Annotated in this window: 23 protein-coding genes; 16 read left to right on the top strand and 7 right to left on the bottom strand. The window is 69.5% G+C overall.

Features of this window, described 5'->3' with window-relative positions; all coding sequences use genetic code 11:
* Window positions 1–82: 82 nt before the first annotated feature.
* Window positions 83–1543 (bottom strand): sensor histidine kinase, encoded by a 1461-nt coding sequence (locus BH719_RS02365; protein WP_009743138.1) that lies wholly within the window; start codon window positions 1541–1543, stop codon window positions 83–85.
* 101 nt (window positions 1544–1644) lie between these two features.
* On the opposite strand from BH719_RS02365, the gene BH719_RS02370 reads away from it, so the two are divergent.
* From BH719_RS02370 to BH719_RS02385, 4 genes are all read left to right on the top strand, one after another.
* Window positions 1645–2124 carry a DUF2505 domain-containing protein gene (locus tag BH719_RS02370; protein WP_009743139.1) on the top strand — a complete coding sequence of 160 codons (480 nt, stop codon included), beginning with the start codon at window positions 1645–1647 and terminating at the stop codon, window positions 2122–2124.
* A 115-nt stretch (window positions 2125–2239) separates the two neighbouring features.
* Window positions 2240–2674 carry an OsmC family protein gene (locus tag BH719_RS02375; RefSeq protein ID WP_009743140.1) on the top strand — a complete coding sequence of 145 codons (435 nt, stop codon included), beginning with the start codon at window positions 2240–2242 and terminating at the stop codon, window positions 2672–2674.
* Between the two features lie 40 nt (window positions 2675–2714).
* Window positions 2715–3473, top strand: coding sequence for a thymidylate synthase (locus BH719_RS02380; protein WP_050790652.1), 759 nt, complete (start codon window positions 2715–2717; stop codon window positions 3471–3473).
* A complete protein-coding gene (locus BH719_RS02385; protein WP_009743142.1) occupies window positions 3470–4003 on the top strand; it encodes a dihydrofolate reductase in 534 nt (177 codons plus the stop codon). Before BH719_RS02380 ends, BH719_RS02385 begins: the two co-directional genes overlap by 4 nt.
* A gap of 94 nt (window positions 4004–4097) precedes the next feature.
* Here BH719_RS02385 and BH719_RS02390 read toward each other — a convergent pair whose 3' ends face one another.
* Window positions 4098–4805 carry a GDSL-type esterase/lipase family protein gene (locus BH719_RS02390; RefSeq protein ID WP_245683307.1) on the bottom strand — a complete coding sequence of 236 codons (708 nt, stop codon included), beginning with the start codon at window positions 4803–4805 and terminating at the stop codon, window positions 4098–4100.
* A gap of 231 nt (window positions 4806–5036) precedes the next feature.
* Between BH719_RS02390 and BH719_RS02395 the strand changes: the two genes are divergently transcribed.
* A complete protein-coding gene (locus tag BH719_RS02395; RefSeq protein ID WP_009743144.1) occupies window positions 5037–6455 on the top strand; it encodes an MFS transporter in 1419 nt (472 codons plus the stop codon).
* A gap of 148 nt (window positions 6456–6603) precedes the next feature.
* On the opposite strand, the gene BH719_RS02400 is transcribed toward BH719_RS02395, so the two are convergent.
* Window positions 6604–7197 (bottom strand): TetR/AcrR family transcriptional regulator, encoded by a 594-nt coding sequence (locus BH719_RS02400; protein WP_034218890.1) that lies wholly within the window; start codon window positions 7195–7197, stop codon window positions 6604–6606.
* A gap of 84 nt (window positions 7198–7281) precedes the next feature.
* Between BH719_RS02400 and BH719_RS02405 the strand changes: the two genes are divergently transcribed.
* Window positions 7282–7662, top strand: a complete 381-nt coding sequence (locus BH719_RS02405; RefSeq protein WP_009743146.1) for a nuclear transport factor 2 family protein — start codon at window positions 7282–7284, stop codon at window positions 7660–7662.
* A 255-nt stretch (window positions 7663–7917) separates the two neighbouring features.
* Window positions 7918–9327, top strand: coding sequence for a class II fumarate hydratase (gene fumC, locus BH719_RS02410; RefSeq protein WP_009743147.1), 1410 nt, complete (start codon window positions 7918–7920; stop codon window positions 9325–9327).
* Window positions 9328–9402: 75 nt separating this feature from the next.
* Here fumC and BH719_RS02415 read toward each other — a convergent pair whose 3' ends face one another.
* The gene (locus BH719_RS02415; protein WP_009743148.1) at window positions 9403–10104 is read right to left on the bottom strand and encodes a 4'-phosphopantetheinyl transferase family protein; all 702 of its coding nucleotides are present in this window, start codon (window positions 10102–10104) and stop codon (window positions 9403–9405) included.
* 209 nt (window positions 10105–10313) lie between these two features.
* Here BH719_RS02415 and BH719_RS02420 point away from each other — a divergent pair, with 209 nt between their 5' ends.
* The 4 genes from BH719_RS02420 to BH719_RS02435 all read left to right on the top strand — a co-directional run bounded on the left by BH719_RS02420 (window position 10314) and on the right by BH719_RS02435 (window position 14239).
* On the top strand, window positions 10314–11207 hold the full coding sequence (locus BH719_RS02420; RefSeq protein ID WP_009743149.1) for a LysR family transcriptional regulator: 894 nt from the start codon (window positions 10314–10316) through the stop codon (window positions 11205–11207).
* Between the two features lie 779 nt (window positions 11208–11986).
* Complete coding sequence (locus tag BH719_RS02425) at window positions 11987–12829, top strand: protein-ADP-ribose hydrolase (RefSeq protein WP_009743150.1); 843 nt, start codon at window positions 11987–11989, stop codon at window positions 12827–12829.
* 208 nt (window positions 12830–13037) lie between these two features.
* Window positions 13038–13460 (top strand): hypothetical protein, encoded by a 423-nt coding sequence (locus BH719_RS02430; RefSeq protein ID WP_009743151.1) that lies wholly within the window; start codon window positions 13038–13040, stop codon window positions 13458–13460.
* Window positions 13461–13645: 185 nt separating this feature from the next.
* The gene (locus tag BH719_RS02435; protein ID WP_009743152.1) at window positions 13646–14239 is read left to right on the top strand and encodes a hypothetical protein; all 594 of its coding nucleotides are present in this window, start codon (window positions 13646–13648) and stop codon (window positions 14237–14239) included.
* A gap of 18 nt (window positions 14240–14257) precedes the next feature.
* On the opposite strand, the gene BH719_RS10000 is transcribed toward BH719_RS02435, so the two are convergent.
* Window positions 14258–15319, bottom strand: coding sequence for a type I restriction endonuclease subunit R, EcoR124 family (locus BH719_RS10000; RefSeq protein ID WP_009743153.1), 1062 nt, complete (start codon window positions 15317–15319; stop codon window positions 14258–14260).
* Window positions 15320–15540: 221 nt separating this feature from the next.
* On the opposite strand from BH719_RS10000, the gene BH719_RS02445 reads away from it, so the two are divergent.
* The 5 genes from BH719_RS02445 (at window position 15541) to BH719_RS02455 (ending at window position 18782) form a co-directional block, all read left to right on the top strand.
* Window positions 15541–15780 carry a ribbon-helix-helix domain-containing protein gene (locus tag BH719_RS02445; protein WP_009743154.1) on the top strand — a complete coding sequence of 80 codons (240 nt, stop codon included), beginning with the start codon at window positions 15541–15543 and terminating at the stop codon, window positions 15778–15780.
* Window positions 15777–16019: a hypothetical protein gene (locus tag BH719_RS09515; protein WP_009743155.1), complete on the top strand. Its 243-nt coding sequence runs from the start codon at window positions 15777–15779 to the stop codon at window positions 16017–16019. The genes BH719_RS02445 and BH719_RS09515 overlap by 4 nt, the downstream gene beginning before the upstream one ends.
* A gap of 219 nt (window positions 16020–16238) precedes the next feature.
* A complete protein-coding gene (locus BH719_RS09265; RefSeq protein ID WP_009743156.1) occupies window positions 16239–16427 on the top strand; it encodes a hypothetical protein in 189 nt (62 codons plus the stop codon).
* 40 nt (window positions 16428–16467) lie between these two features.
* A complete protein-coding gene (locus tag BH719_RS02450) occupies window positions 16468–17007 on the top strand; it encodes a hypothetical protein (protein ID WP_009743157.1) in 540 nt (179 codons plus the stop codon).
* Between the two features lie 170 nt (window positions 17008–17177).
* The gene (locus tag BH719_RS02455; RefSeq protein WP_009743158.1) at window positions 17178–18782 is read left to right on the top strand and encodes a cation:proton antiporter; all 1605 of its coding nucleotides are present in this window, start codon (window positions 17178–17180) and stop codon (window positions 18780–18782) included.
* A gap of 27 nt (window positions 18783–18809) precedes the next feature.
* Here the strand turns inward: BH719_RS02455 and BH719_RS02460 are convergent, their stop codons facing one another.
* Window positions 18810–19427 (bottom strand): DUF4232 domain-containing protein, encoded by a 618-nt coding sequence (locus BH719_RS02460; RefSeq protein WP_009743159.1) that lies wholly within the window; start codon window positions 19425–19427, stop codon window positions 18810–18812.
* 94 nt (window positions 19428–19521) lie between these two features.
* Complete coding sequence (locus BH719_RS02465) at window positions 19522–20025, bottom strand: DUF4232 domain-containing protein (protein WP_050790613.1); 504 nt, start codon at window positions 20023–20025, stop codon at window positions 19522–19524.
* Window positions 20026–20112 lie beyond the last annotated feature (87 nt).

Below are 20112 nucleotides of genomic sequence, written 5' to 3' on the forward strand. Positions count from 1 at the left end.
GGAAACCCGTGGCGCCCGCTCCGGGCGGGGGATCGTCTGGCGCCCGCCCGGTCCGGGCACAGCCGTCAGCCCGGGCGGCCCCTCACGGGCGGTCCAGGTGCATGACGATCGTGACGACCGTGCCCCCGCCCTCGCGCAGCGCCCACTCGATATTGCCTTTGAGCTCCCCGCTCACCATCTGCTTGACGATCTGCGTGCCCAGGCCGGTCATCGGGGTCCCCGGCTCGAAGCCCGCGCCGTCGTCGGCGACCGTGACCGTCATGGTGTCGCCCCTGCGCTCGGCGCGCACCTCGATGCGCCCGTCGCAGTCGGCCAGGCCGTGCTCGACGGAGTTGGCGACCAGTTCGTTGAGCACTGTGGCCAGGGCCTGGGCCTGATCGGCCTGGATGACCCCGAACCTCCCGCTGGTGGCCACCTTGACACTGTGGTCCGTGGACGCCACCGCCCCCGACATCCGCAGCACGGTGCGCGCCACCTCGTCGAAGTCAACGGACTCGTTGACGTTGTGGGAGAGGGCGGCGTGGACGGTCGCGATCGCCTGGACCCGCCGCTCCGCCTCGGCGAGCGCCGCTTTGACGCCGTCCTCCCGCGAGCGCCGCGACTGGAGGCGCAGTAGCGCCGACACCGTCTGCAGGTTGTTCTTCACACGGTGGTGGATCTCACGGATCGTCGCGTCCTTCGTCATGAGCTCCTGCCGGTGCCGGTGCATCTCCGACACGTCGCGCGTGAGGACGACCGCGCCCAGCCGTTTGCGCCCGTTGACCAGCGGCAACGCGCGCATGGTGATCGTCGAGGCGCGGGCGGTGATCTCCACCCTCCACGACGCGCGGCCCATGACCACGACGGCCATGGACTCCTCGATGAGGCTGTCGTCTCCGATGACGTTCGTCACTTCCTGGGCGAGCACTTTGCCCGTCACGTGGGAACGGATCCCCAGGCGGCGCAGGCACGACACGGCGTTCGGGGTGGCCTGCTGCACCCGCCCCTCCGCGTCCAGCAGCAGCGCGCCGTCGAGGACGCGGGGCACGCCGTGGGCGGAGACCTGCGGCGTCGAGTCGTAGGGGTACTCGCCGCGCGCCATCATCTGGCACAGCGTGTCGGCGGCGGCCACGGTCCACCCCTCGAACCCCAGGGAGAGCCGGGGGCTCGACAGGTTCGCCTCCCGCGTGACGACCGCGATGATCGTCCCGTCGTGGCACACGGGCACGCAGGTCTCCATCATCGAGTACGTCCCCGCCCAGCGCGCCGCCTGGGAGCGGATGACCTGCCCGGTCTGCATCGCGCGGCGCAGTTCGATCTCCCGCGCGGCGGGCAGGTGCAGGCCGATGATGTCGTCGACGTGGACGGTCGTGGAGGTCGCGGGACGGCAGTGCGCTGCGGCGATGAAGCGCCCGTCGTCCGAGGGCAGCCACAGGACCAGGTCGGCCGCGGCCAAATCGGCCAGCACCTGCCAATCCGCGAGGAGCAGGTGGAGCCAATCGATGTCCTTGTCGGGCAACGGCGTTGAGGAGGCTTCTTCAGCTAACTGCATGAGGCTTCTCATGTCCTCTACTCTAGTTCCAGCGCGGCACCAACGAGGCGACTCGAGACTCGAATCGAGCAACACGCTCACGCCACGCCAGTAATCCGACAAGGAGAGCACTCATGGAATTCACTCAATCCGCCACCTACCCCCTGGACGTCGACTCCGTCATCCGCATGTCCACCGACCCCGCCTTCCTCGACATGCGCTTCGGGCGCTTCATGGCCGCCAACCCGGAGGTCACCGTCGAGGGCGACACCATCACCTACGTGGGCACGGTCAATCCGGAGCTGATCCCGGCTATCGCGCGCCCCTTCACCAAGAACGGCATCACCCTGACGTTCACCGAGGCGTGGACGCGCACGGAGGAGGGGGCCACCGCCCACACGGAGGTGGCCGTCGGCGGTGCGCCCGTCTCCGCGGCGGTCGACTCCACGCTGACGCCCGACGGCGACGGCTGCGCCCGCGCGCTCAACGGCACGATCACCGTGAACGTCCCGCTGGTCGGCGGGCGCGTCGAGAAGGAGGCGGTGGCCCGCGTGGGCCACGCCTTCGACCGCGAGCACCAGCTGGCGGCCGAATGGGCGGCGAAGCAGGGCTGAGCTGACCGGCCCGGCCGCGCTCCGAGCGGCCGGGCCGGGTCGGCCCCGTCACGCCGCCGGGCCGCTGTGGGCGGTTCGCATTGCCCGGGGGCGGCGGAGAGGGCAGAATCCCCCTATGAGCGATTCAACGAAACCCCAGCCGTCCCTCTACCTCGAGCGCACGGGCGTCCGCGAGTACGTCGCACGCAATCAGGACGGCGCCGAGGTCCGCGTGGGGCACGGCCCCGGGTGCTTCTCCCCCGGCGACCTGCTCAAACTCGCGATCGCGGGCTGCAACGCGATGAGTTCGGACACCCGCCTCGTCAGCCGCCTCGGCGACGATTTCGCCCAGTTCGTGGGCGTGTCCGCCGACTACGACGAGGACGCCGACCGTTTCACCCACGTCGAGGTGGAGCTGGTGCAGGACCTGTCCGCCCTGGACGAGCAGGAGCAGGCCGACCTGATCCGCCGCGCCGACGCCGCGATCAAGCGCAACTGCACGATCGAGCACTCCGTGGTCGACCGCGCCCTGCCCTCCCACCACGCGTTCACCAGCGAGAGAATCGACTGACGTGGTCGACCGCCAGTACGAGGACCTCCTCGCCCGCGTCATGGCGGAAGGGGTCGCCAAGGGGGACCGGACGGGCACGGGCACTCGCTCCGTTTTCGGCGCCCAGCTGCGCTACGACCTGTCGCGGGGATTCCCCCTGATCACCACCAAGCGCGTCCACCTCAAGTCCGTGGTCGGGGAGCTGCTGTGGTTCCTGTCGGGGTCCTCGAACGTCGGGTGGCTGCAGGAGCACGGGATCCGCATCTGGAACGAGTGGGCCGACGAGGGCGGCGAGCTCGGCCCGGTGTACGGCGTGCAGTGGCGCTCGTGGAACGCGGGCGGGGGCACGCGCATCGATCAGATCTCGAACGTCCTGGAGACGCTCCGCACGGACCCGGACTCCCGGCGCATGGTGGTGTCGGCGTGGAACGTCGGCGACCTGCCGCAGATGGCGCTGGAGCCCTGCCACGCCTTCTTCCAGCTCTACGCCGCCCACGGCCGGCTCTCCCTGCAGCTGTACCAGCGCAGCGCGGACCTGTTCCTGGGCGTCCCCTTCAACATCGCCTCGTACTCTCTGCTCACCCACATGTTCGCCCAGCAGGCGGGCCTCCAGGTCGGCGACTTCATCTGGACGGGCGGCGACTGCCACATCTACTCGAACCACACCGAGCAGGTGGCCGAGCAGCTGTCCCGCGAGCCCTACCCCTTCCCCCGCCTGGAGTTGGCGAAGGCGCCGTCGATGTTCGACTACTCCTTCGACGACGTGTCCGTCGAGGGCTACCAGCACCACCCCACGATCAAGGCGCCGGTGGCCGTATGACTACTACCGCATCCATTTGGGCGCAGGACCGGGGCGGCGTCCTGGGGAGCGGGGGCGGCATGCTGTGGCACGTCCCGGCCGACTTCGCGCATTTCAAGGCCGCCACGATGGGCTGCCCGATCATCATGGGCCGCCATTCCTGGGAGGCGCTCGGGGGGCCCCTGCCGGGGCGCGCCAATATCGTGATCACCGGCTCGCGCGAGTACCGCGCCGACGGCGCGGACCTGGTGCACTCCCTGGACGAGGCGCTCGAGCGCGCCCGGTCCCACGCGGAGGCCAGCGGCGCGGCCACGATCTGGATCATCGGCGGGGCCAGCGTTTACGAGCAGGCGATGCCCCTGGTCGATGAGCTGGTGGTGACGGACATCGACTGCGACGCCACCGCCGGCCACGACGGCCCCGTCGTCTACGCCCCCGGGATCGACGCGTCGGCGTGGGACCGCGATGAGGAGCGGTCGGACGCCCAGTGGCGCGAGCCGTCGGGCGGTTCGCGCTGGAGGGTGACCACCTGGGTCCGCGCCCGGAGGTGAGGGCCCGGGAGCGCGCGGAAGCGCCCACCCGGCGCGCGGGACGCGGGCGCGCAGACATATAGGCGCGGGGCGCGGGGACGAGGGCGCGCGCCGCTCAGCGCCGCAGCCGGGGGAGGAAGCCCATCGCGCCGACGACCATGCCCGCGGCCTGCTCGTACCCGGCCTCCGAGGGGTGGAAGCCGTCGGAGGCCCAGAACCCCTCGACCAGGTCGGCGTGGGCGACATCCGCGTAGTCGACGCCCAGGCGCGCGCAGATGCTCTTCGAGTCCGCGGTCTGGGCGTCGATGCGCTTGGCGAGCTCCCTGCGCAGCATCGCGGGCAGCCGCGGCGAGTTGTGCGGCTGGCCGGCGCTGCACAGCACGACGTGCGCGGCCATCTCCAGGCTCCGGCCGAGCACCGCCTCGAGGTCGTCGGCCCACTCGGCCCGCGTGCGCCGCGCCATGATGTCGTTGCTGCCCGCGCAGACGAAGAGGATGTCCGGCCTCCCCTCGACCTCGTCGAGGAAGCGGTGGCGGACCCTGCGCATCGTGGAGCCCAGCCGCGCGTGCGTCTCCCAGATGACGGGCGCCCCGGTCGCCGCGGCGACCCGGTCGGCGATGCGGGGGGTGAGGGCGGTGGCCTGGCTGGAGGCGCCCGATCCGGCCACCAGGGAGTCGCCCACCGCGACCAGGCGCAGGTACTCGGACAGGGTGGCTCCCAGTCGCTCGCGCGCGATGCCGGAGCGCTCCCCCTCGGGTTCGGGCGCGAGCCGCACGGTTCTGGCGGCCCAGGCCGCCTGGGCGAGCAGGATCGTTCTCTTCACGGGGTTCACGGTGGCCGACCCTAACACGCGCCGCGCCCCCGGTGTAAGGGGGCCCCTCCCCCGCCGGACAGTGGAGGGCGGCGCGCCGCGGCCGGGACGGTCTGAGAGGCGGCACCTGCTGCCGTTCGGGGCGCGAGTGGCTACGGGGCACCCTGGCACCACGGAGCGGATGGGAACGCCCGCGCCCCCCACCAGCACGGATAGCAGCGGGGGCGGGGCCTAGAATGAGGTGTGCCCCATCCTGATCACCCCTCCTCCCGGTCGCGCTCGCCCGTTCTGGCCGATCCCACACTGCGCGTCCTGGTGGCCGTCGCCCTGTTCACGTACACGGCGCAGAACATGCTCAACGTGTCGATCGCACCTTTGTCGCGGGCGCTGGACCTGCCGGAGTGGATCGTGGGGGCGGCCGTGTCGCTGGCGGCGCTGGCTGTGGCGCTGCTCAGCCAGTTCTGGGGGCGGCGCTCCATCGCGTGGGGCCGCAGGCGCGTCCTGCTGTGCGCCCTCTTCCTGGCCCTCGTCGCGGGCGCCCTGTTCTCCACAGCTGTGTGGCTGCGCGCGGGGGGCGGCATCGGTGCGGCCTGGGCGGCAGGAGCGATCATGGCGGCGCGGGGGCCCTTCTTCGGGGCGTCGGTCGCGGCGATCCCCCCGACCGGCCAGGCCCTGGTCGCCGAGGTCACGCATGACGAGGCGTCCCGTGTGCGCGGGGCGTCGGCGTTCTCGGGCGCGATCAACATGTCGGTGATGATCGGCTCTGTGGTCTCCAGCCTGCTGGGCGCGTGGTGGATATTCGCCCCCGTCCACGCGACGCCGTGGTTCGTCGTGGTCGCCCTGGTGATCGCGTGGGCGGGCGTGCCCCACGACGGCGCCGGTGTGGACCAGGGGACGCCGTCCCCGGGCGCCCCGTCGGAGTCAGGCGCCACCGGCTGCGGGAGTCCTTCCGCGGGCGCCCCGTCGGAGTCAGGCGCCACCCGCTGCGGGAGTCCTTCCGCGGGCGCCCGGGCTGTCCCGCTCCCCTCCCGCGCCCCTCGCCCGGCCCGTCCCCTGCCGCCGAGGGTGTCGTGGACGGATCCGCGCATCGTGCCGTGGGTGCTGGGCGTGATCGGCCTGTACTTCGCGGCGGGCGTCACCCAGATCCTCATGGGGTTCCTCATCCAGGACCGGGTGGGGGCCGCCCCCGACCGCGCTGTCTCACTCACAGGGCTCATGCTCCTGCTCAGCGCGGCGGGCGCGATGACCGCCCAGCTCCTCGTCGTCCCGCGCCTCCAGTGGCCGCCGCGGCGCCTGCTGCGCGCCGGGGTCAGTGTGGGCGTCGCCGCCGTCGCGGTCCTCACAGCGGTGTCCGCACTGGTGGCCCTGGCTGTTGCGATGCTCTTCATGGGGGTGGCGACGGGACTGACGTCGACGGGTTTCACCGCGGGCGCCTCGTTGGCGGTGCGCGACGACGAGCAGGGGGGCGTCGCCGGCCTCGTTTCCGCGACGGGCGCGATCACGTGGATCTTCGCGCCGGTGAGCGCCACCGCGCTGTACGGGTGGCAGCCGCTGGCCCCGTTCGCACTCGCCCTGGCCCTGGTCGGCGCCTCGTGCGCGGCGGCGTGGGTCCACCCTGGGCTGCGCAAGCCGTCGGCCCCGCTGCTGGACGGGGGCTCCTGAAGAGGAGACGCGCCTTCGCACGCCCGTGCAGCGCCGGTGCCCGCTGGACGCGTAGGGCGGGCCGACGAGAGCCCGAGCGCAGTGCTGGGCTCCTCACTTCCTGGACGTGTCCCGGATCGCTACCGGCCGACGGGGTCGTTACGGCGGCTCATGACGGCCGGAGCTGTTCCAAAGCCAGGTTGAGCAGGTCCGCGAGATGCTCATCCCCGTCGATGGTCCTGGGCTCGTGGAGATGACCAGTGATCTGCAGAGCGGCCAACCCATGGAGCAGGACCCAGACGATGGTGGCAATCTCACGAGTCGGCCCGGGACGGAGCAGGCCAGCGTCCTGCGCCTGGGCGACGAGCTCGCCGACGGCGGCCATGGCGTTATCGGCAGCCTCCTCCAACCCGGGATCCGGTTCGGCAATCGGAGTGTCCCCGAAGACCAGCTGGTAGTGATGGGGGCGCTCTACGGCGTAGTCGATGTAGGCCTGGCAGCCGGCGCGCAGCCGTTGCCATTCGCCCTGGTGGTGCTCCGCGCCATGACGAATCCGTCTCGCGATCTGCCGCAGTGCCCGCTCAGCCAGGGCGCGCATGAGCGCTGCCTTGTCCGCGTAGTGACGGTAGGGGGCCGAGCGGGACACGCCGGCGGCTTCTCCGACGGCACGCAGCGTCACCGCTTCGGGCCCGCTGTCCTCGAGCAGCTTCGAGGCCGCGTCGACGATAGCGGCACGAGTCATTACTGAATCACGGGGGTTCACGAATCAAGCCTACCCATATGTTGACTGTGTCAACTTCAAGGCTATAATTGACATTGTCAACATCACCTTCTGAAAGGGACGCTCATGACCGACTCCATCCAGGCCAACGCCGACTTCGATGCCGCTTACCTGCGCACTTGGACCGAACCTGACGCAGGCAAGCGCCTTGCCCTCATCGAGCAGGTGTGGGCCCCCGGGGGCTCACTGCACATCTCCTCACCCGGCCTGTCCCTGACCGGAACCACCGATATCGCGGCACACATCGAACGCGTCCACAACGACCTCATCGCCAACAAGGGCCTGACCTTCTCCTACGATCAACGCGCAGAGTCCGGTGACGCGTTGCTGCTGCGCTGGTCGATGACCGCGCCGAATGGCGACGTCGTCGGGCGCGGAGTCGACACCGTTTTCCGCAACACTGATGGCAAAGTGGTGAACGCCTACATGTTCATGGGTGTGAACTGATACAGACCGGGCTCTGCACCGCACTGCAGGCTCGACCACCCATAGCATCGCCGCCAGCGTCGCTTGGACGCCGGCGGCGATGTCGTGCATGCGGCGGGCGCGCTGCCCACCCGACTCCTCGCTATACGCTCCCCATATCCGCGCGGAGCGCACCCAGCTGGATGGGAGCGCCGCTAGGACGGGAGGCCCCCGGGGCGACTGCGGGAAACGGGTATCCTGGGACCGTTATGATCGCCTGATGCGAAGGAGCCGAATATGGCCGACAACACACGCACCGAATCCGATTCCATGGGGACCGTGGAGGTCGCCAACGACCGCTACTGGGGAGCGCAGACCGAACGGTCCCTCCACAACTTCGACATCGGCCGCAACACCTTCGTGTGGGGCCGTCCCATGGTGCGTGCCCTCGGCATCCTCAAGAAGTCCGCAGCCCTGGCGAACGCTGAGCTGGGCGAGCTGCCCCGCGACATCGCCGACCTGATCGCCCGCGCGGGCGACGAGGTGATCTCCGGCAAGCTGGACGACCACTTCCCCCTGGTCGTCTTCCAGACCGGCTCGGGCACCCAGTCGAACATGAACGCCAACGAGGTCATCTCCAACCGGGCCATCGAATTGGCGGGCGGCGCGCTGGGCTCCAAGAAGCCGGTCCACCCCAACGACCACGTGAACCGCGGCCAGTCCTCCAACGACACCTTCCCCACCGCCATGCACATCGCCGTGGTCTCCGAGCTGCACGACATGTACCCGCGCGTGCGCCAGCTGCGCGACACCCTGGACGGGAAGGCGAAGGAGTTCGAGGACGTCATCATGGTGGGCCGCACCCACCTGCAGGACGCGACGCCGATCCGCCTGGGCCAGGTCATCTCCGGGTGGGTCGCGCAGATCGACTTCGCCCTGGACGGCATCGAGTACGCGGACTCGCGCGCCCGCGAACTGGCCATCGGCGGCACCGCGGTGGGCACGGGCCTGAACGCGCACCCGAAATTCGGCGGGCTAACGGCCGAGAAGATCTCGGAGGAGACCGGGATCGCCTTCAAGCAGGCGGACAACCTCTTCGCCGCACTGGGCGCCCACGACGCCCTGGTCCTGGTGTCCGGTGCGCTGCGCGTCCTGGCCGACGCGCTCATGAAGATCGCGAACGACGTGCGCTGGTACGCCTCGGGCCCGCGCAACGGCATCGGCGAACTGCTGATCCCGGAGAACGAGCCCGGCTCCTCCATCATGCCCGGCAAGGTCAACCCCACCCAGTGCGAGGCGATGACCATGGTCGCCACCCAGGTGTTCGGCAACGACGCGACCGTCGGCTTCGCGGGCTCGCAGGGCAACTTCCAACTCAACGTGTTCAAACCTGTGATGGCGTGGAACGTCCTGGAGTCGATCCGCCTGCTCGGAGACGCCTGCGTGTCCTTCGACACGCACTGCGCCTACGGGATCGAGCCGAACCGCGAGAGGATCCAGCACAACCTGGATATCAACCTTATGCAGGTGACGGCGCTGAACCGCCACATCGGCTACGACAAGGCCTCGAAGATCGCGAAGAACGCGCACCACAAGGGCCTGTCGCTGCGCGAGTCCGCCCTGGAGCTGGGCTTCCTGACGGAGGAGCAGTTCGACGCGTGGGTGGTGCCCGCCGACATGACGCACCCCAGCGCCGCCGACGAGTGATCCCGGACCGGCCCTGCCGGGCGGCCCCGCTGTTCCAGCGGGGCCGCCCGCGTTTTCGCGGCACCCCGGCGCGGACTACGCCCCGGGCAGGACCAGGGGGATCGGCGCCTCGTCCACGCCGTCCTCGACACTGAGAGAGGCGACAGTCCGCGGAGTGGGGTTCCAGCTGATGATGCGGGCGCCCCGGGGGTTGATGACGTCGTAGGCAGGATCGGCCGGGTCGATGTCGATGCGCGCGCGCTTCAGTTTCAGTAGCGACTCCTTGGCCGTCCACAGGTTGACGACGTCCCCCGGGTGCTCATTGAGGTGCATCCGCTCGGCGACTGTGAAGATACTGGGAAGCAGGGCGATGCGCTCGGCGGCGGCGAGCACATCGCAGTCCACTCCGACCCGCTTGTCGCTGATGGCGACGCACACCAGCGCTTGGCAGTAACTGGCGGCAGCGTGCCAACCGGGCACGGTGAACATGGCGGAGGCCATGGGCGCGCCGTCCCCGACTTCCGCGATGCCCCTCTTCGACGTGATGCGGCCGTCGGCGCGCGCCTCGTCGAACAGGGCGTGCAGCAGGATCCGCTCGACCAGGGCCCCGCGCTGGAAGATGGTGGGCTGGCGCCTCACCCACGTCCTCTCCTGGGGCTCCAGGCTCTGCGCACAGCCCCACAGGGCGCGGTAGCCCATTTCGAGGGGCGCCCAAGCGATGTACGAGTCCCACTTCGGCCACCACATGGAGCGCTGGCCGGGGAGCACGGGGCTCTTGGCCTCAGTGTCGTCTGACATGGCGATGACACTCCTTCCGGGGCGGGTACAGGAACCTGGTCCCGTACCCTTTCATACATTTAACAACTTTGTTGCGTTTTTGTCACCTTACTTAGAATCCATGAGGAGAATCAACACCTTTGACGAAAGCATGACGCACCTCCCACCTCCACGACCGCATGCCCTGGGCGTCTTAGGCGCCCCGACCGCGCCTTCCTATACTGATTGGTATGAATGATCGTTTATCACTGGAGGGCTTGCGCTGCGCGGCCGCCGTCCACCGCTGCGGGTCGTTCTCGGGGGCGGCCCGGGAGTGCGGTCTGACACAACCGTCCGTGTCGGCCGCCGTGCGCAGGATCGAGGGCTTCATGGGCCACCCGTTGTTCGAGAGGTCGGCGCAGGGGGTAGCCCTGACTCCCTTCGGGGAGGCCGTCATCGGCCTCATCGAGGACGCTGCCGCCGCTGCCGACCGGGTCGCCGCCGCATCGAGGAAGGGGAAGGCCGCTCCCGTCCACCTGGCGATCGGCGCGTCCACCCTCGTCCCGCGCTCCCTCATCGAGGGGCTGCGGCGCGCCGCCCGCGCCCACCCCCGTCTCAGCGCCGATTCCCTGGCGCTGAGCGAGTACGACCTGTTGGATCTGCAGCTCCAACTCGAAACCGGGGGCATCGACGCCGCCCTCGTGCCCGCTGTGATGCCCGCCACGCGCTACCGGAAACGCGAGATCGGATCGGAGGCGATGCGGCTGGTCGACTCCCCCGGCCAGCCGCATTCGGGCGCCGGGCCCGTCACTGCCGCCGAGGCGTCCGCGCGCACGTTCGTCCTCATGGCGCCCATGTGCGGGCTCTCTCTTTTCACCGAGGCGTTCTTCCGGTCCGCGGGGCTCCCCTTCAAGGAGCACCCCGATCGGGCCGCCTCGTACCGGGAACTGGAGGACCGGGTGGCCCTGGGCCTGGGCAGCGCGATCCTGCCGGAGTCGAAGGTGACGCGCCAGGACTTGGTCGGGCACGACCTCGTGGGCCCCGACGGCAACCCCGTCGTAATGCGGTACCGGGCGTACTGGCGGGACGATTGCCCGATGGCCCAGCTCATCGAGGAAGTCACACGGAGCCTCGGGGCAGAGTAGCGGGCAGCACCCCAACACCCGGCATCCCCGCGCCCGCTACCCGGACCCGCATTCCGGACCCGGGGGCCGGGCCCGCGTCGGCACCGGTATTCCCCCCAGGAGGCCATAGACATCGTCTATACCCCCGCCCGGGAAGAACACAGCCCACCGCCCTTCGCCCGAAACGATCGAGGCGGCCCGACCCGAGTGGGACAGAACGCGCACCACGCCCGGGGGCAGAAAGAACCACCCACCCGGGGACAGAACGAGCGGCCCGCCCGCGCCACGGACCCCGCACCCGCATTCCGGACCCGGGGGCCGGGCCCGCGTCGGCATCGGTATTCCCCCCAGGAGGCCATAGACATCGTCTATACCCCGCTCAGGAAGAACACAGCCCACCGCCCTTCGCCCGAAACGATCGAGGCGGCCCGCCCCGGGTGGGACAGAACGTGCACCGCGCCCGGGGGCGGAAAGAACCACCCGCCCGGGAACAGAACGAGCGGCCCGCCCGCGCCCCCGGCTGGGCGCCTCCGAGAACGCGGTGCCGGGAACCCGTGGAATGCGGCGCCCGACACCCCGACACCCGGACACCCCCGCGCCCTGGGAACCGGCCCCGGGAGTTCGTGTTGGCGGGGCTGGGGTCCCCGGACACCCCCCGGGAACCGGCCCCGGGAGCTCGTGTTGGCGGGGCTGGGGTCCCCGGACACCCCCGCGCCCCGGGAACCAGCGGAACACGGGATCCTCGGAATACTGCGCGCCCGGGCGCCGTTGAGACACGTATCCGACGAAAGGGCGCGCCCATGACGACCCCCGCAACCGGCACCGGCACCGGGAAAGCGGACAGCGCTGCGCGCTCCCGCCTCGTGCGCCGCGCCGTCGAGATCCTCTGCTCCGAGCAGGGCACCGAGCCCCCGGCCGACCTGGACCCCGGAGCCCAGCGCGCCCTGCTCCGCGCCCTGATGAACACCCGTGAACCCAGCCCCCTCGACCCGGAGTACCTCGAGGTGGAGGGCGCCATCCTCGACGCGGAGGCACGGGCGCGGGGAACCGCCTCGTGGGAAGACGCCGAGGCCTCCCCCATCCACCCGCGCCTTGCCCTGTGGCGCGGGGACATCACCCGCCTGGCAGTCGACGCCATCGTCAACGCCGCGAACTCCGCCCTACTGGGGTGCAGGGTCCCGGGCCACGCCTGCATCGACAACGCGATCCACTCCGCCGCCGGGCTCCAGCTGCGCGAGGCGTGCGCGCGCATCATGGCCCTGCGGCGGGCGGCCGGACTCGGCCCGGAGCCCACAGGCGGGGCCGAGATCACCCCGGGCTTCCACTTGCCCGCCCGCCACGTCCTGCACACGGTGGGGCCCATCGTCTCCGGGCGGCTCACCGACGCGCACCGCGCGGCCCTCGCCTCGTCGTACCGGTCCTGCCTCGGCCTGGCCGCCTCCCACGGCCTGCGGACGGTGGCGCTGTGCTGCGTGTCCACCGGGGTCTTCGGGTTCCCACAGGACGAGGCCGCGCGCATCGCAGTGTCCACGACCGCCGCGTTCCTGGACTCCGCCGCGCCCGGAGCCTCCCGCATGCGCGTGGTCTTCGACGTGTTCGGCGCGCGCGACGAGGAACTCTACCGGAGGGAGCTGGGACTGTGAGCGCGAACGGACCGGGGCAGCGGCTTCCAGGACCGCGCGCTCGATTGACGGTGCGCTGACCGCCTCGATCCCGAGGAGGCACTGTGCGCCGTGGGGCATGAGCGCGGCGGCAAACCCGCCCCCGGCGTCGGCCCGGACCCGGGGCCAACGGCAGAACAGTGCCGTTATGGGGCTCACCCCCGTGGCTGGAACCCGTTAGCCTAGTGGCATGGCGCTCTTGAAAGACCCCCGGGGGATCCTCACCTTCACCTTCCGCTACCTGGCGCTCCACGTGGCTTTCCTGATCGGGCTCCCCATCTCCAGGGAGATGGACGTCCTTCTGTTCTACTTCTTCGGCTTCATGGGCTTCTTCACCTTCATCCAGGTGCTGGTGTCCATCTCCCAGAAGTTCCTCGTCCACGGCGGCGTATTGAAATTCGTGGCGGTCCTTTGCGCGATCGCCACGGATGTGCCAATCCTATGGTACTTCGGCTGGGTACTGAAGGGATTGTTCCCCGGCGGCAACGATTGGTCCTTCGTGCTCAACTGGATGCCCTTCCACTTCGGCGCCGCGTTCGCGGCCTGGGGACTGCGGGAGCTCATCCACATGTTGAGCTCACAACGCACCAACCATCCAGGGCTGCCCAGATGAGTCGGGCGGCGCCCGCGGCCGCCGTTGTCGGCGCTCGAACACGGGATCCCGAGGCCCCGCGGTTCTCGCGGCGGAGAACGGACGCCGTGCCGCAGCACTGGGCCAGACGATCAGTCGAACACCCGCATATCGGCGCGGCCCCTGAGGGGCTCACCCCCGTGGCTGGAACCCGTTAGCCTAGTGGCATGGCACGTGTGAAAGACCCCCGGGGGATCCTCACCTTCATCTTCCGCTACCTGGTGCTCCACGTGGTGTTCCTGCTCGGGCTCCCCTACTCCTTGGGCGTGGGCCTCGCCTTGTTCTACTTCTTCGGCTTCATGGGCTTCTTCACCTTCATCCAGGTGCTGGCGTCCATCTCCCAGAAGTTCCTCGACCACGCCGGAGCGTGGAAAGCCGTGGTGATCATGGGGGCCATGGCCTCCGATGTGGCGGTCCTATGGTGGTTGGGGCGGATGCTGGGGGGCCTGTTCAGCGGTTCCGACTGGGAGTTCGTGGTCAGCTGGCTCCCCTTACATTTCCTTGCCGCGTTCCTGGCTTGGGGGCTGCGCGAGATCATCCACGCGGTGAAAACGGGAGGAACCGCCGAGCCCAGGAACCCGAGTGGTCCCATCATTCCGAGTCGTCCCATCGATCCGCGTGCTTCCGTCGATCCGGGTGGTCCCGCAGATCCCGGTGGTCCCGCCGATCCGGGTGGTTCCACGAGCCCCAGCAGTTCCGAAGACGCAGATGCCCCGACGGGCGGCCCCGCGAGCATAGACGCAAATACCGACGACCGGTGAGGCTGTGGGGCGCTGGCGTCACCACCCGCCCAGGTTCATGAACCGTGACACCCAGGCGCGCAGGGCATCGAGTACCCTGGCCTCCTTCTCAGCGCGGCCACCACCCCGGGCGAAGCGCGACATAGGGGGCAGGATGCTCGACAAACCGGTCCCCTCCTCGGAGACGAACCCCTCCGCCAGTGCGCGGTGGGCGAACTCGCTGGCGTTCTCGCGCAGGTTCTCGCGTTCGATGATCCCCTCCAATTCGGCCTCTCGGCGCTCGGCGACGTAGCGCGCGAACTCGGTTGACACGTCCCCGCTCAACGACACGCGCCTGTAGAAGTCCTCTATGAGATCGCGCTTGTCACGCAGTGAAGGGCTGGATTTCAGGGCGCGCGTGATCTCGACGGGAATCTCCACATCGTTGCCGTCCCCTCTGCTTGCCCGGTGCTGCTCGACCAGCATCAGGACGTAGTCGACGTTCACCTCAACCTGTTTGACCAACTCGATCTCGAAGACGAGGTCCCCGTTGATGGGTTCCTTGTCGGCGGCGTCGTGCTGGCGCATCTCCTGGTAGAGGTCCAGGTAGGCGCTGCGGTAGTCCTCGATGTCGCGCGCGGGTTCCCCATGACCCCCCTCGACCCGTATGGTGCCGTCGGCGACCAGTTGGGAGTGGAGCACGTGGACCCGCTGGTAGCGCCGCGGAGTAGTGACCTCAGGCGTGACGCGCGAACCTTGGAGGACGGTGAATTCGCCGCCGACCACCCGGGCGCGGGTGTCGATCCCCCGCTTCGAAAGCACGCAGCGGAAAACAGGGCTGTCCTCCGCCGGGGTACTCTCCTCCTCGCGAGGCAGGGGGTGGGCCTCACGGAACACCTGGACCCCCTGGACAGGAAGTACCGAGCGCATCTGGGTGAAGAATGCCTCCGCGTCGGATTGCTGGGCCTCCGAGAGTGTTCGCTCCTGCGGGATCTGCGCGTTGTCCTTGAGGGGTGCCCGTTTCGCGCACATGGCGACCTCTACTATGCGCGCCTCCAGGTAGCCCCAGTGCCCTTCGTTGAAGGCGTCTTCGCACGAGGAGACCAGGACGGGCCGGTCCATCCGGACACGTTTGCCGTTGCGATGCCGCCCGCTTCCCCGTCGACCAGGAAGAGCTCGATGCGCTTGCCCACCATCGCAGCCAAGCCTTCTTTTCTGGGAATGACAGCAAACGGTCGCGGTAGTACTCGTACTGTTTGCGCCGGACTACGATCTCCGCAGGAAGGCCAGTGGCCTCACTTCCCCTCGCCACATTTTCGTACTACGATAATAGGGTGAGAACGATGAACGGACACCCCGTTTCCGAGGCGCAGATCGACGACTGGGTCGCGGAGGCCGAGCATGGCTACGACGTGGAAGCCCTCCGGCGCCGGGGACGCCCCCGCCGTGGAGACCAACCCGCGCGGACCATCTCGGTGCGCCTCACTGATGATGAGATCGACGGCATCGACCGCTACGCGGATAAGAATGGGGGCACGCGTTCCACGGTGATACGCGACGCCCTGCGCGCCTTCATCTCATGATTTTGAGACCATCGGCACTGAAACACGGGATCTCCGAAGAAGCCGCGGTATTCGCGGCGACGAACGGGTGCCGATTCACGGCTTCGCTTGACGACGACCATCCCCAGCGGGAGTTTCGCCTCGGTTTCGACCAATCCATGCGTTTCCTTGAACTGGTTGTCCTGCGCTGGGACGATCAAACGGAGGAAATCATCCATGCGATGAAAGCGCGCAGAACATACCGGCGCCTACTGGAGTAGGCGCGTCCACTCCCTGCGGCCCGGGCAGCCTCCGCCCTGTCCCACGGAACCCGGCCCCAGCCTCGTCCCCGGATCCGCGGAACCGGGCCCCGCATCCATCCGGCGCATCCCCCTCCCCGCGTGCGCTTCGCATCACTGCGCCCCTCCGCGAGGCGGGCACTCGGGAGCCGACATACAGTCGACAGCCGCAGCCCATTCCCGTGCAGATCAGCCACCCCCATGAGTCTTGAACTGCTCATCATCGTCTGCGTCGCGGCCATCGTGGCGACGGCGGCCGCGGGGCGCCGTTACCGGAACTCGAACACGGGATCCCGAGGCCCCGCGGTTCTCGCGGCGAAGGACGGGCGCCGTGCCGCAGCACTGGGCCAGACGATCAGTCGAACACCGGCATATCGGGACGGCCCCTGACGGGCTCACCCCCGTGGCACGAACCCGTTAGCCTAGTGGCATGGCGCGCGCGAAAGACCCCCGGGGGATCCTCACCTTCATCATCCGCTACCTGTTGCTCCACGTGGCATTCCTGATCGGGCTTCTCCTCTCTGTGAGCGGGGATCTCGTTCTGTTCTACTTCTTCGGCTTCATGGGCTTCTTCACCTTCATCCAGGTGCTGGCGTCCATCTCCCAGAAGTTCCTCGACCACGCCGGAGCGTGGAAAGCCGTGGTGATCATGGGGGCCATGGCCTCCGATGTGGCGGCCCTATGGTGGTTGGGACGGATCCTCTACGGTTTGCTCATTGGTTCCGACTGGGAACTTGTGGCCAGATGGTTGCCCTTCCACTTCATCGCCGCCATCTTCGCCTGGGGATTGCGAGAGATCATCCACGCGGTGAACTCGGGAGGAACCACCAAGCCCAGGGCCCCGGGTAGTCCCGTCGATCCGAGTGGTCCCGCCGATCCCGGTGGTTCCACGAGCCCCAGTGGCTCCGAAGACGCAAACACCCCGACGGACGGCCCCACGGACACGGACCCCAATACCGACAGCCAATGAGGCCGTGGGGTGCTGGCGTCACCGCCCGCCCAGGAGCGGGCAGCCCCGGTCCGGCCTGCCCCAGCGCCCCGCGCGCGTTCGCACCACCACCAGCCTCCGCTGGACGGGCACTCGGGCGCCGTCGTAGAGTCGACAGCCGCAACCCGTTCCCGCGCAGATCGGTCATCCCCATGAGTCTTGAATTGCTCATCATCGTCTGCGTCGCGGCCATCGTGGCGACGGCGCTCACCAACCGTTTCCGCTTGATCGGCCCCGTCATGCTGATCGTCGCTGGCCTGGTGGCCTCGTTCGCGCCGGGCGCCGAGGGCGCGGGACTGCCCAGCGAAGTCGTCCTCACTGTGTTCCTCCCGGTCCTGCTGTACTGGGAGGCGCTGTCCGTCTCGCTCAACGGCATGCGCCGGGCGCTGCGGGGCATCATCCTCTCAGCAACCGTCCTGGTGGTCATCACCTCGGCGATCATCATGGCGGCGGGCCTGGCAATGGGGCTGTCCGCGGGCGCGGCGCTGCTGGTCGGCGCGTGCCTGGGGCCCACCGACGCCACCGCGGTGGCCGCGCTGGGCAAGGGGATCAACCGTTTCGGCCGCACAGTCCTGCAGGCCGAGTCCCTGCTCAACGACGGCACCGCCCTGGCGGTCTTCGCCATCGCCCTGCGGGTCGCCTCCGGGGGCACAGGTGTCAGCGCCGCCTCGGTCGCCTCGGAATTCGCCATCTCGATCGGAGCCGGATTGGGAGTCGGCGTTGTCTGCGGCACGGCCGCAGTGCTGCTGTGGGCGAAATGGAACGCCAGCAGGACCGACGCGATGCTGTCGAACCTGATCGCGCTCACAGTCCCCTTCACCACCTATTTCCTCGCCGAGGAGCTCCAGGGCTCCGGCGTGCTCGCCGTCGTCGCCTGCGGCATCGTCTACTCCCGGTACAACGGGAACGCCAACGACTCCGCCATCCGCCTCGTCGGGATCCCCTTCTGGTCGGTCCTCACCTACCTGATGAACACCGTGCTGTTCATCATGGTGGGACTGTCCCTGCCCGACATCGTCCGCCGCCTCCCCCACCAGGAACTGGTCCGTGGCCTCGTCCTGATTCCGATCATCTACTCAGCGATGGTGGCCGCGCGCTTCGTGGGCCACCACGCCATCATCTTCAGCATCCGGGCCCTGGACCGCCGCCCCCAGCAGCGCGAGCGCCGCACAAACATCCGGGGGCGCCTCGTGTCGACGGTCGCGGGGTTCCGGGGGGCCATCTCCCTGGCGATGGCCCTGTCGATCCCCGGGTCCTTCGGGGGGACCGCCTACGAGGAGCGCGACCTCGTGGTCCTCATCACCGCAGGAGTGACCCTGCTGTCACTGGTCGTCCAGGGGATCGCGCTCCCCCACGTCGTCCGCTGGGCGAATGCGCGCCCCACAGCCGTCCAGCGGCGCGAGGCGGAGGAGTTGGACGAGGAGACGCGCGTGCTGGCAGGGATCATGCGCGACATCGTCGAAGAACTCCCCTCCATGGCCCAGCGGATCGGCGTCGAGGACGGGGAGCTCGTCAACGCGATCCGCGAGTCCTACGGGCGCCGCGAGGAGCGGATGCTCCAGGCCGCCTCCGAGGAGGAGTTCTCCTTCTTCGACGAGGACGAGACCGCCCTGCGTCTGGAGTGCATCGACTTCGCCCGCGCCAGGGTGCTCGAGGCGCGCAACGCCGGGCGCTTGGACGGGGCGACCGCCTCCCTGGCGATCAAACGCCTCGACACCGAGGGCGCACTGCTGGCGGGACCGATCGAGATGGAGTGAGGCCGCCGGAGCTTCCCGCGCGTCGGTTCAGGCCCCCGGTTCCAGCGGGCCCACCACGGCGCTGGCCGCGTCCGAGCACACGCTGAGGCCCGCGTGGCTCAGGGTCACTTGCGCCGTGTCGCCGGGCAGGACCACGGTGACCAGGTCCGCGCTGGCGGTGGAGCACCCGGCCGCGGCAGGGTCGTCGAGCGTGAGGATCGCGTGCGCCGACTCCTGGGGGAGCACTTTGAAGATGTTCCCCGGGTCCTCGCCGTCGCGAATTGCCTCCAAGCCCACGGTCTCGTTCGTCTGCGACGACATGAAGGACACCTGCGGGAAGCCGCTGATGGTGCACTCCTGGCTGCTGCCGTTCCAGAAGGAGATCGTGACCGTGGTGGTCCCGCCGTTCGTCGTCTTCTCCCCCAGGGACGCCTGGAGCTCCTCGGCCGTGCACGGCAGCCCCTCCACGTCGGGGGGCGGCAGGGACGGCGAGGCCGTGGCCGCTCCGGACTGGGGCGCTCCCGTGGCCGGGGGCTGGGCGGTGCCCGAGGCGCCACCGGTCGCGCTCTGCGAACCGGTTCCGCTCTGGGCGGTGCCGCCGGGAGCGCAGGCGCCCAGCGCCACGCAGGCCAGGGCAGCGGTCATCATACGCAGCTTCTTCACCATGTGTCCATCCTAGTCTCCGCGGGGTGCCAGCCACCAGGCCCCTCCCCTGTGGCGCGCCGCCGGGCGACGGCCACCGCTGAGGTGGGGCCCGCTGTCACCTCGCCTGGTACGGGTCGATGTTCGCGTTAGTGGTGTTCGAGCAGGTCTTGCCGGAGAAGTCGACCCCTATGGTGTCGTCCTCGGCGGCGAGCGACACCCAGATCTCCGTGAAGTCCTCCTCCTTGCAGCTCGTCAACGCGGACGGGTCGATGATGAGCAGCGTGGCCACCGCGCTCGCCCCGGGGCCCAGGGAGACCGTGGTGGCCTCCGCGACCCTGCTTGACTCGACGACGGGCCGCCCGATCTGGACCCCGCTGGCCGCGAACACGACGCCCGGGTATCCAGTGAGGGAGCACGGCGCGGAGCCCGTGTTCGTGACGACCAGGTCGACTTTGCGCGTCGCGGCACCCGACGAGGCGTCCTCCTGGGCGTTGACGCTGATGGATCCGGAGGCGCAGGGGCCGCCCGCCTCGGCCGTCCGCCCGTTGGCGGCCGGAGTGGCGGCTGGGGCCGCTCCCCCGCTCGCGGGTTTCGGCGTCAGCGGGGAACATGCGGCCAATCCGATCAGTGCGGCAACACCAATAGTGAGAAACCGAACGGTACGAGAACAATCCATGCGGTCACTGTGCCACATCCCCGGTGGCGC

It is taken from the genome of Pauljensenia hongkongensis, from assembly GCF_001746855.1.
GTDB classification, from domain to species: domain Bacteria; phylum Actinomycetota; class Actinomycetes; order Actinomycetales; family Actinomycetaceae; genus Pauljensenia; species Pauljensenia hongkongensis.

What these genes read in the sequence shown, in the direction of transcription:
- BH719_RS02405 (WP_009743146.1), top strand. Translation starts at nt 7,282, where the DNA reads ATGACCGACTCCATCCAGGCCAACGCCGACTTCGATGCCGCTTACCTG.
- BH719_RS02425 (WP_009743150.1), top strand. Translation starts at nt 11,987, where the DNA reads ATGACGACCCCCGCAACCGGCACCGGCACCGGGAAAGCGGACAGCGCT.
- BH719_RS02375 (WP_009743140.1), top strand. Translation starts at nt 2,240, where the DNA reads ATGAGCGATTCAACGAAACCCCAGCCGTCCCTCTACCTCGAGCGCACG.
- BH719_RS02450 (WP_009743157.1), top strand. Translation starts at nt 16,468, where the DNA reads ATGGCGCGCGCGAAAGACCCCCGGGGGATCCTCACCTTCATCATCCGC.
- BH719_RS02460 (WP_009743159.1), bottom strand. Translation starts at nt 19,427, where the DNA reads ATGGTGAAGAAGCTGCGTATGATGACCGCTGCCCTGGCCTGCGTGGCG.
- BH719_RS02445 (WP_009743154.1), top strand. Translation starts at nt 15,541, where the DNA reads ATGAACGGACACCCCGTTTCCGAGGCGCAGATCGACGACTGGGTCGCG.
- BH719_RS02380 (WP_050790652.1), top strand. Translation starts at nt 2,715, where the DNA reads ATGGCGGAAGGGGTCGCCAAGGGGGACCGGACGGGCACGGGCACTCGC.
- BH719_RS02385 (WP_009743142.1), top strand. Translation starts at nt 3,470, where the DNA reads ATGACTACTACCGCATCCATTTGGGCGCAGGACCGGGGCGGCGTCCTG.
- BH719_RS02365 (WP_009743138.1), bottom strand. Translation starts at nt 1,543, where the DNA reads ATGAGAAGCCTCATGCAGTTAGCTGAAGAAGCCTCCTCAACGCCGTTG.
- BH719_RS02420 (WP_009743149.1), top strand. Translation starts at nt 10,314, where the DNA reads ATGAATGATCGTTTATCACTGGAGGGCTTGCGCTGCGCGGCCGCCGTC.
- fumC (WP_009743147.1), top strand. Translation starts at nt 7,918, where the DNA reads ATGGCCGACAACACACGCACCGAATCCGATTCCATGGGGACCGTGGAG.
- BH719_RS02435 (WP_009743152.1), top strand. Translation starts at nt 13,646, where the DNA reads ATGGCACGTGTGAAAGACCCCCGGGGGATCCTCACCTTCATCTTCCGC.
- BH719_RS02370 (WP_009743139.1), top strand. Translation starts at nt 1,645, where the DNA reads ATGGAATTCACTCAATCCGCCACCTACCCCCTGGACGTCGACTCCGTC.
- BH719_RS09515 (WP_009743155.1), top strand. Translation starts at nt 15,777, where the DNA reads ATGATTTTGAGACCATCGGCACTGAAACACGGGATCTCCGAAGAAGCC.
- BH719_RS09265 (WP_009743156.1), top strand. Translation starts at nt 16,239, where the DNA reads ATGAGTCTTGAACTGCTCATCATCGTCTGCGTCGCGGCCATCGTGGCG.
- BH719_RS10000 (WP_009743153.1), bottom strand. Translation starts at nt 15,319, where the DNA reads ATGGACCGGCCCGTCCTGGTCTCCTCGTGCGAAGACGCCTTCAACGAA.
- BH719_RS02430 (WP_009743151.1), top strand. Translation starts at nt 13,038, where the DNA reads ATGGCGCTCTTGAAAGACCCCCGGGGGATCCTCACCTTCACCTTCCGC.
- BH719_RS02415 (WP_009743148.1), bottom strand. Translation starts at nt 10,104, where the DNA reads ATGTCAGACGACACTGAGGCCAAGAGCCCCGTGCTCCCCGGCCAGCGC.
- BH719_RS02455 (WP_009743158.1), top strand. Translation starts at nt 17,178, where the DNA reads ATGAGTCTTGAATTGCTCATCATCGTCTGCGTCGCGGCCATCGTGGCG.